At 64.0% G+C, this 9,644-nt stretch carries 8 protein-coding genes; 6 read left to right on the top strand and 2 right to left on the bottom strand.

The genetic code is table 11. From position 1 onward, the window contains the following. On the top strand, positions 1 to 882 hold an 882-nt coding region (locus tag AC1DX0_RS24835), incomplete at its 5' end, for a DNA methyltransferase (RefSeq protein ID WP_477357179.1). A 66-nt stretch (positions 883 to 948) separates the two neighbouring features. On the opposite strand, the gene AC1DX0_RS24830 is transcribed toward AC1DX0_RS24835, so the two are convergent. After that, complete coding sequence (locus tag AC1DX0_RS24830; protein ID WP_477219628.1) at positions 949 to 1,560, bottom strand: HAD family hydrolase; 612 nt, start codon at positions 1,558 to 1,560, stop codon at positions 949 to 951. Between the two features lie 10 nt (positions 1,561 to 1,570). Next, on the bottom strand, positions 1,571 to 2,644 hold the full coding sequence (gene mutY, locus AC1DX0_RS24825) for an A/G-specific adenine glycosylase (RefSeq protein WP_477219790.1): 1,074 nt from the start codon (positions 2,642 to 2,644) through the stop codon (positions 1,571 to 1,573). 114 nt (positions 2,645 to 2,758) lie between these two features. On the opposite strand from mutY, the gene AC1DX0_RS24820 reads away from it, so the two are divergent. The 5 genes from AC1DX0_RS24820 to AC1DX0_RS24800 all read left to right on the top strand — a co-directional run. Continuing rightward, entirely contained in the window at positions 2,759 to 3,268 is a 510-nt protein-coding gene (locus AC1DX0_RS24820) for a DUF721 domain-containing protein (protein ID WP_477219627.1), read from the top strand. Positions 3,269 to 3,422: 154 nt separating this feature from the next. Beyond that, positions 3,423 to 4,166, top strand: coding sequence for a DsbA family protein (locus AC1DX0_RS24815; RefSeq protein ID WP_477219626.1), 744 nt, complete (start codon positions 3,423 to 3,425; stop codon positions 4,164 to 4,166). Between the two features lie 57 nt (positions 4,167 to 4,223). After that, positions 4,224 to 7,682: a chromosome segregation protein SMC gene (gene smc / locus AC1DX0_RS24810; protein WP_477357177.1), complete on the top strand. Its 3,459-nt coding sequence runs from the start codon at positions 4,224 to 4,226 to the stop codon at positions 7,680 to 7,682. 233 nt (positions 7,683 to 7,915) lie between these two features. Further along, the gene (locus AC1DX0_RS24805; protein ID WP_477219624.1) at positions 7,916 to 9,058 is read left to right on the top strand and encodes a class I SAM-dependent methyltransferase; all 1,143 of its coding nucleotides are present in this window, start codon (positions 7,916 to 7,918) and stop codon (positions 9,056 to 9,058) included. Beyond that, positions 9,055 to 9,644, top strand: a 590-nt coding sequence (locus AC1DX0_RS24800; RefSeq protein ID WP_477357175.1) for a phytanoyl-CoA dioxygenase family protein, incomplete at its 3' end; no start/stop codon positions are given. The genes AC1DX0_RS24805 and AC1DX0_RS24800, both read left to right, overlap by 4 nt.

Below are 9,644 nucleotides of genomic sequence, written 5' to 3'. Positions count from 1 at the left end.
ACCCGGGCCTGGCTGCTAGCGGCGCGGCGGGTGCTGAAGCCCAATGGCACCATCTGGGTCATCGGCTCCTATCACAACATCTTCCGGGTCGGTGCCAAGATGCAGGATCTGGGCTTCTGGATCCTCAACGATGTGGTCTGGCGCAAGACCAATCCGATGCCGAATTTCCGTGGCCGCCGTTTCCAGAACGCCCATGAGACGATGATCTGGGCCACGCGCGACCAGAAGGGCAAGGGCTACACCTTCAACTACGAAGCCATGAAGGCGTCCAACGACGACATCCAGATGCGCTCCGACTGGCTGTTTCCGATCTGCACCGGCGGCGAGCGGCTGAAGAACGACAATGGCGACAAATTGCACCCGACGCAGAAGCCGGAAGCGCTGCTCGCCCGCATCATGATGGCMTCGACCAAGCCSGGYGAYATCGTGCTCGATCCCTTCTTCGGCTCCGGYACSACSGGYGCGGTKGCMAARCGCCTYGGCCGCCAYTTCGTCGGCATCGAGCGCGAGCAGGCCTATATCGACGCCGCCAACGAGCGCATCGATGCGGTGCGGCCGCTKGASGAKGCSGATCTGACGGTRYTGACCGGCAAGCGCKCCGARCCGCGYGTCGCCTTYGTCAGCCTGATCGACACCGGGTTGATGACGCCGGGCGCCACGCTCTATGACGCCAAGAAGCGCTGGGCCGCCAAGGTGCGTGCCGACGGCACGGTGGCGATCGGCGACAGCGCCGGCTCGATCCACAAGATCGGCGCCGAAGTGCAGGGACTGGACGCCTGCAATGGCTGGACCTTCTGGCACTATGAGCGCAGCGGCGGGCTCACCCCGATCGACGAACTGCGCCGCATTGCTCGGTTGGGCATGGAGCGGGCAGGGGCCTGAACCCCCTGCCGATTGCCACTTTCGCGTTGATTCAAGATATGAGCGGATCGCTGGAAGCGATTCAGATCACGCCTTGATTCCGAGGCGTTCAAGATCTGCTTGAAGCGTCTTGGCATCGGTGAACAGCACCGCTTGCCAGCCTGCGGCCTTGGCGCCGTCGACATTCTTCTGGCTGTCGTCGATGAACAGCGATGCAGCCGGATCAAGGTCGAATGCAGCGACGTGATGGTCGTAGATCCTGCGATCCGGTTTGATCAGCCCGATCTCGGCCGACACGGTTATGCCACGCGGGCGGTCGAGGAATGGAAAGCGGCCGCGCGCCTCGATGAACGTGTCGGCGGCCCAGTTGGTCAGCAGCGTCACATCGTGGCCGGTGTCGATCAAGCCCTCCAGGATAGCAACACTGTCCGCATAGGCATGCGGCGCCATCTCGTGCCAGTGCCGTCGGAAATTACGAATGTTTTCCGCATGGTCCGGATGATCGGCGATGGCAAGCGCCTCGGCCTCTTCCCACGTCCGGCCGCGGTCCTGCTCGATGTTCCAGTCATGCGTGCAGACATTGTCGAAGAACCATTTCCGCTCATTCTCATCGGGAATCAGCCGGCTGAAGGGGATGTTGGGGTCGTAGTGGACCAGCACCTTGCCGATGTCGAAAACGATGTGGCGGATCTCAGTCATGAAGCCTCTTTCAATGCGGACGTTGCTTTTTCGTCGCCCCGGGTATCGCAGCCTCGATTGCCTTTTTCATGACAGTTGGCAGGGCCTCCCCGGAAATGTCCTGACGCAATGACCAGAAATGGTTGGCCGGCGTCTCGCCATTGCTACGGGCCAGGAAGATTTCGAGTTCCAGGGCGAAATGGGTGAAGACATGCGAAATTGCCCCGGCGCGCTTCCAGTCAGCCGGGAACGGAGCTGCCGTTTGCGTGGTGGCGCCGTCAATGCGTGCGGTCCAGGCGGTGGTCGGCACCTCGGTCATGCCGCCCAAGAGGCCCTTGTCCGGCCGTTTGCGCAGAAGAATGGCACCGTCCTCGCGCACAGCCACGAAAGCAGCGCCGCGTCGCTGCGGTTTGTCGGCCTTTGGCAGCCGCACCGGGAAGTTTTCGGGGTTGCCTGAAACGACGGCGCTGCAGTTCTCGCGCAGCGGACACAGCATGCAGCGCGGCCGGCGCGGCGTGCAGATCGTGGCGCCGAGATCCATCATTGCCTGGGCGAAGTCGCCCGGCCTTGACGTCGGCACCATGGCCTCGACATGGGCGCGTATCTCAGGCTTGGCTTCGCTCAACGGCGTCGTGATCGAAAACAGCCTCGAAATGACGCGTTCGACATTGCCGTCGACCACGGCGGCGGGGCGGTCGAAGGCGATCGCCGTGATGGCCGCCGAGGTGTAGGCGCCGATGCCGGGCAGGTCTCGCAGAGCAGCCTCGGTGTCGGGAAACCGGCCGCCACGCGCCGCCACGAGATCGGCGCAGGCCTTGAGRTTGCGYGCSCGSGAATARTAGCCGAGCCCCGCCCAGGCCTTCATCACGTCCTCGGTTGGCGCCGCGGCCAGCGCTCCGACATCGGGCCATTTCTCGACAAAGGCGCGGAAATAGGACTTCACCGCCTCGACCGTGGTCTGCTGCAGCATGACTTCGGACAGCCAGATGCGGTAGGGATCGGGCCGCACGCCGCGTGCATGCTCGCGTGGGCTCACGCGCCACGGCAACTCGCGATGATGCACGTCGTACCAGGCCAGAAGGAGCGACGCGGTATCGTCCGGCATAGCCTCAGGGGTCTGGGCCTTGGGGGGATGGGCCTTGCGGGTCTGGTCTGCTGGTGCCATTGATCGTGTATTGGCCTGGCCGGTATCTGCTGGGGTCGTGGCTGGAGAACGTACATGGCAGGGAGAACGCCCTACGGCAATCCCGTCCCGGTGAGCGATCTTGCGACCAAAATCCTCGATCCGGTGCTGCGCAAGCGGGCCGGCATCTCGATTGGTCTCGTCCAGTCCTGGGAAGAGATCGCCGGACCGCGCCTCGCCAGCCGATCGCGGCCTGAAAAGATCCAGTGGCCGCGCCGCTTGCATGAGGACGATCCGTTCGAGCCGGCCGTGCTGGTCATTGCCTGTGAGGGCATGGCGGCGCTGCATTTGCAGCACGAGACCGGCGAGATCATCAACCGGGTCAACGCTTTTCTCGGCTTTACGGCAATAGGCCGCATCAGGATCGTGCAAAAACCGGTGACGGCGGACAAAGGACGGCCTAAACCGACCTTCAGGCCTTTGACGGCAGCGGAGAAGACGAAGTTGTCCAGTACGGTCGAACTGATCGAGGATGACGGGCTGCGCGCSTCTCTGGAAAGGCTTGGCGCAACCATTCTGGGTGAAAGGAAGTCAAAAACCCCTTGAAGACAGTCATCGATTTGTCGTCAACATCTCGCATTCGTGATCGACTTAGTCAGGTTTCGCGATTGGATTGGGGATGGAGATGCCTTAATTCGCGCCAACTCTCGCCTTTTCGTGCCTTTGCATTGCAAAATTCAACCCTTGTCAGGTGATTCGTATGAACCGTCCTCCGTTCGGCAAAAGTCTGTCTCGCAGAAACGTCCTGTCGTCGCTGGCCGCCATTCCGGCGGTGGCTCTGCTCGCCGCCTGCAGCAACTCCGGCGAAGAGGCCAAGGCGGCGGATGTGAAGCCGGCGGATCCGGCCGCTCCCGCAAAGCCGGCCACGCCGGCTGCCGTTCAGGTTCCCGAGTCTCAGGGCAACGTCGACATGGCCGAATTGCTGAAGCCGGGCGCATTGCCTGACAAGCAGCTCGGCAAGGACGACGCCAAGGTCACCATTGTCGAATACGCCTCGATGACCTGTCCGCACTGCGCGCATTTCGCCGCAACCACCTTTCCGGACCTGAAGAAGAAGTATATCGACAGCGGCAAGGCGCGCTATATCCTGCGCGAATTCCCGTTCGATCCGAGCGCCGAAGCCGGTTTCATGCTGGCGCGCTGCGCCAAGGATAACTATTTCCCGATGGTGGACGTGCTGTTTGCGCAGCAGGCGAACTGGGTTGGCGTGTCCAACACCAAGGATGCGCTGCTGCAAATCTCGAAGCTCGCCGGTTTTACACAGGAGTCCTTCGAGGCCTGCTTGACGGACCAGAAACTTCTGGACGATGTGAGATCGGTCCAGAAGCGCGGCGCCAATGAATTCAAGGTCGACTCGACACCGACCTTCTTCATCAACGGTAAGACCTACAAAGGGGCGATGTCGATTGAGGAAATGTCGGCCATCATCGACCCTCTGCTCTGACATCAGGTCAGCGCTGAAGCGGCAGCGTTTCGGCGCTCGCCTTTATGGGGCGCGTGAATGAAATTTTCACGCCTCCGCCTCCTCGGTTTCAAGTCTTTCSTCGAGCCCGGCGAGTTCGTCATCGAACGCGGCCTGACGGGTATTGTCGGGCCGAACGGCTGCGGCAAGTCCAACCTTGTCGAGGCGCTGCGCTGGGTGATGGGCGAAAGCTCCTACAAGAACATGCGTGCGTCCGGCATGGACGACGTGATCTTTTCGGGTTCGGGAACGCGCCCGGCAAGAAACACCGCCGAAGTCACGCTCTTCCTCGACAACAGCGACCGCTCGGCGCCATCAGCCTTCAACGATGCCGACGAATTGCAGGTCTCGCGCCGCATCGAGCGCGAGGCCGGCTCGCTCTACCGCATCAACGGCAAGGAAGCGCGCGCCAAGGATGTGCAGCTTCTGTTTGCCGATCAGTCGACCGGCGCGCGCTCGCCCTCGATGGTCGGGCAGGGCCGTATCGGCGAGCTGATCCAGGCCAAACCGCAGGCGCGCCGGGCCCTGCTCGAAGAGGCCGCCGGTATTTCCGGCCTGCACACCCGCCGCCACGAGGCGGAACTGCGGCTGAAGGCGGCAGAACAGAACCTCGAACGCCTGGACGACGTCGTCGGCGAACTGGAAAGCCAGATCGAAAGCCTCAAGCGCCAGGCGCGCCAGGCTTCCCGCTTCAAGAACCTGTCGGCCGATATCCGCAAGGCCGAAGCGACATTGCTGCATCTGCGCTGGACGCTGGCCAAGACGCAGGAAGGCGAGGCGCGCTCGGCGTTGGCGGTTGCCACGGCACTTGTCGGCGACCGCGCCGCCGCGCAGATGGCCGCCGCCAGGGAGCAAGGCATCGGCGCTCACCGCATGCCGGACCTGCGCGACGCCGAGGCCGCGGCCGCGGCTGCCTTCCAGCGCCTGTCGATCGCCAAGTCGCAGATCGAGGAAGAGGCTGGCCGCATCCGCAATCGCCAGGCCGAAATCGAGCGACGATTGCAGCAGCTCGACGGCGACATCGCCCGCGAGGAGCGGATGGTGCGCGATAATGCCGATGTTCTCGAACGCCTGCGCACCGAAGAATCCACACTCAATTCCGAAAATGCCGGCGCCGCCGAGCGCGAAGCAACCACCCGCGCGGCCTTCGAACAGGCCGCATCGACGCTTGCACAGAGCGAAGCCAAGCTCGCTGCGCTGACCGCCGAGCGCGCCGAGGCCGCCGCCTCGCGCCATCAGATCGAACGGACTTTGCGCGAAACCGCCGAGCGCCGCGACCGCTTCACCCGCCAGCTCGCCGAGGTCGACCGCGAACTGTCTGATATTCTCTCCAAGGTCGCCGGCCTGCCGGATCCGGCCGAAAAGCGCGTTCTGGTCGAGCAGGYGGTGGAGATTCTCGAGGAATCCGAGGCCGCTGTGGCGCAGGCCGAGCAGTCGGTCATCGATGCCCGTGCCGCCGAAAGCACTGCCCGTCCGCCGCTTCAGGATGCCCGGGCCGAACTGGCGCGGATTGAGACCGAAGCACGCACGCTGGCCAAGATCCTCAACGCCGCCAGCGGCGATCTCTTCCCTTCGGTGCTCGAACAGATCAGCGTCGAGCGCGGCTTCGAGACGGCGCTGGGCGCGGCCCTTGGCGAAGACCTCGACGTGCCGCTTGATCGCAGCGCGCCGGCGCATTGGGGTGAAAGCGAAATCCAGCCCGGCGACGCCGCGCTGCCGGAAGGCATCAAGAGCCTTGCCAGCGTGGTGCGTGCCCCAGCGCAACTTGCCCGCCGCCTGGCGCAGATCGGCATCGTCGACGCTGGGGATGGCCGCCGGTTGCAAGGGCTTCTCGCTCTCGGCCAGCGTCTGGTCAGCCGCGAGGGCGCGCTCTGGCGCTGGGACGGTCTTACCGCCAGCGCCGATGCGCCGACGGCCGCGGCACAAAGGCTGGCGCAGAAGAACCGGCTTGCCGAACTCGATGCCGAGGCGGTGCAGGCGACGCTTGTGCTGCGCCAGGCCGAGGAAGCGCTGGCACAGGCTGAGCAGGCGCTTCGCCAGGCGAGCGAGTCCGAACGCAACACGCGCCAGGCCGGACGCGATGCCCAGCATCGGCTGGATGCTGCCCGCAATGCGCTGGCCGAAGCCGAAAAAGCCGGAGGCGAACTGTCGAGCCGGCGCGCGGCACTCGACGAGGCACGCGCGCGCATCGTCGACAGCCACGAGGAGACCTCGGCGGCTTTCGTCGAGGCCGAGATGCTGCTGCAGGACGCGCCCGATCTTGGCGACCTGCAATTGCAGCTCGAACAGTCCTCGGCCAATGTCTCCCGCGACCGCGCCACGCTGGCCGACGCGCGTGCCGTGCATGAGGGGCTGCGGCGCGAAGCCGAGGCACGCGTACGCCGGCTCGATGCCATTGGCGCCGAGCGCAGCAACTGGCTGGTGCGTGCCGAAAACGCCTCGACGCAGATTGCATCGCTCGGCGAGCGCAAGGCCGAGGCAGAAGCCGAGCGCGAGCGGCTGGCCGATGCGCCCGACGAGATCGACGCCAAGCGCCGTGCGCTGCTGTCGCAGCTCACCGAGGCCGAGACCTTGCGCAAGGCGGCTGCCGACCGTCTGCAGGAAGCGGAGAACAGGCAATCCGAACTGGACAAGGCGGCCACCGGCGCCATCCAGTCGCTCGCCGAGGCGCGCGAGACCCGCGTGCGCGCCGAGGAGCGGCTGACGGCGGCCGACGAGCGCCGGCTCGAAGTCGAGGCGCGTATCCAGGAAACGCTGAACACGCCGCCGCATTTGGTCATCCGCCATACGGGCCTGGAAGCCGACGATCCGATGCCCGACATGCCCGAGACCGAACGCCAGCTCGATCGGCTGAAGATCGAGCGCGAGCGGCTCGGCGCAGTCAATCTGCGTGCCGAGGAAGAGCAAAAAGAGCTGTCCGACCGGCTGGAGGCGATCGTCACCGAACGCGAGGACATCATCGAGGCGATCCGCAAACTGCGGCAAGCGATCCAGAGCCTCAATCGCGAGGGCCGCGAAAGGCTTCTCGCTGCCTTCGATGTCGTCAACAGCCATTTCCAGCGGCTGTTCTCACACCTGTTCGGCGGCGGCACGGCGGAGTTGCAGCTGATCGAATCCGAGGATCCGCTCGAGGCAGGGCTTGAAATCCTGGCCCGCCCGCCCGGCAAGAAGCCGCAGACCATGACGCTGCTGTCGGGTGGCGAGCAGGCGCTGACGGCGATGTCGCTGATCTTCGCCGTCTTCCTGACCAATCCGGCGCCGATCTGCGTGCTCGACGAAGTCGACGCGCCGCTCGACGATCACAATGTCGAACGCTTCTGCAATCTCATGGACGAGATGGCCAAGACCACCGAAACGCGCTTCGTCATCATCACCCACAATCCCATCACCATGGCGCGCATGGACCGGCTATTCGGCGTGACCATGGCCGAGCAGGGCGTCAGCCAGCTGGTGTCGGTCGATCTGCAGGCCGCCGAAGCGATGCGCGAGGCGAGCTGACGGCGCTCGGGCCAACGCGTCCGGATTTGCTTGAAGGATCAGGCGATTGGCCATCGGCTGCGCAGGACTCAGTTTGCGCTCGGGCCAACCGTTTCTGTGTGGACCCCATTTGCCTCGGAACTCGATGGTGCCTTGGGTATTTACGCAAGATGGTCGTTTGCCGGGCATAGAGGCGATGGAGGGCGAACAGGTTGATTGAATCCGTTTGTCCTGCTTGCGGGGCCGGCGCGCCAATGAGGCTGGCGCTGCCCCATCCATCCCTTTCGATGACGAGCGATGGCGCAATTCTCAGCCGCCCCCTGCAGAAGGCCTCATGTCTGAGGTGCGGACATGGTTTTCATCTCACCCCACTGAAGCGCGAAGACCGGGATGCTGTGTACAGCGACGGATACGATCTCGGCCTGGCTGATCCGGCCGCCGATGCCGCTCGTGCCGAAGGATTTGCCGCTTGCATAGACGAATCCGCGGTCACGCTTCTCGGACGCACTCTTCGCCCTCGCAGCGTCGTCGAGTTTGGGGCGGGGACCGGTGCCCTGCTCGAAGAGCTTGCGCGGCGATGGCAATTGAGGGAGGCGCTGGGCTTCGAAGCGGCATCTCAACTGGTCGCTGCTGCTCGGCAGCGGAATCAAGTACGGGCGACGATCCGGCAAGGCTATGCCGAGGAAGCCCTTGGTGAGATTGCCGGGCGGTACGACCTCTGCCTCTCGGTGAACGTCCTTGAGCACGCCCTCAGCCCGGAAGTCTTCCTCTCCGTGTCCAGGCGGGCCCTCGCCGATGAAGGCACCGTGGTGGTGATCTGCCCGGACGGTGATGTTGCCGACACGGAGCTGTTGTTCCTCGATCATGTGTCGAGTTTCTCTCAACTGTCCCTGCGGATGGTCGCGGCGGCAGCGGGATTGCACGTCATTGGAAGCGTCGAACTGCGTGGACAGCAAAAGGGCTTTCGATTGACCCTTCTGAATCCCGATCCGACCGCGCTGGAGGATCCCATGGACCTCCAATACCTGTCGCTGGCGCAGGCGCGATCGGATTTCCTGAAGGGCTGGTCGGAAATTGATGATGGCGCGTCAGAATGGCTGGACGACAAGCCCTACGCGATGTTTGGAGCCGGGGAATTCCGGAATCTGCTGCGCGCCTATGCCCCCCGGCTCGTCAAAGGAGCCGAAGCATTCCTGACGGACGAGCCGCTCGCGACCACTCTCGACGACCGGCCGTGGGCGAGAGCCAAGGAATATGCTTCCGCGCATCCCCAGACTATCATAGTGGCCGCCGTGAATTCGCGAAGCTGGCCGGCGCTGGCCGGAAAGTTTCGGGGCAGCGGCATGCAGATCGTCCATCCCTACCTCTTCTCCAGCCGTCTCAAGGAGCAGCTGTGACCGAGATCGATCGCTACGGTGTCAAGGAAACCGCAGTCGTTCGCGACGAGATCGATGTCCTGATCGAAGATCTCCGGCTCACCGGCTATACGACGCTCGACGCAGGGCTGACCGGCGAGCAACTGGACGCGTTGTCCCGTGACTTCGACGCTGCTGAAGTGGAATACGCTGAACAAGCCGCGACTGCGGGCTACGACCTTTCGACGATCGGCGAGCGCGACACGATCCGCGTTCTCCCCAAATACGCTCCGGCGTTCATGGCCATCGCCTTCAATGAGCGGCTGGCGCAGTTGCTCTCAAGGATGCTCGGTGGCTACTACATCCTCAATCAGGTCAATGGGCTGATCAATCGCGCCAACAGCAGCCAATACGGACAGGCGGCCTTCCATCGCGACATTCCCTACCAGCACTTCGTCAGTTCACGGCCGCTTGCCATAAATGCGCTGTTCGCGCTTGACGATTTCACGGCCGAAAATGGAGCCACCCGGGTCATCCCCGCCAGCCATCATCGCGAGGCTTTTCCCTCGGACGAGACGGTGCGGCGGAGGCAGACCCAGATAACCGTGCCGCGGGGGACATTCATCAT

It is taken from the genome of Mesorhizobium sp. P3_A9 (genome assembly GCF_056402975.1).
This window is presented reverse-complemented; position numbering and strand designations above follow the sequence as displayed.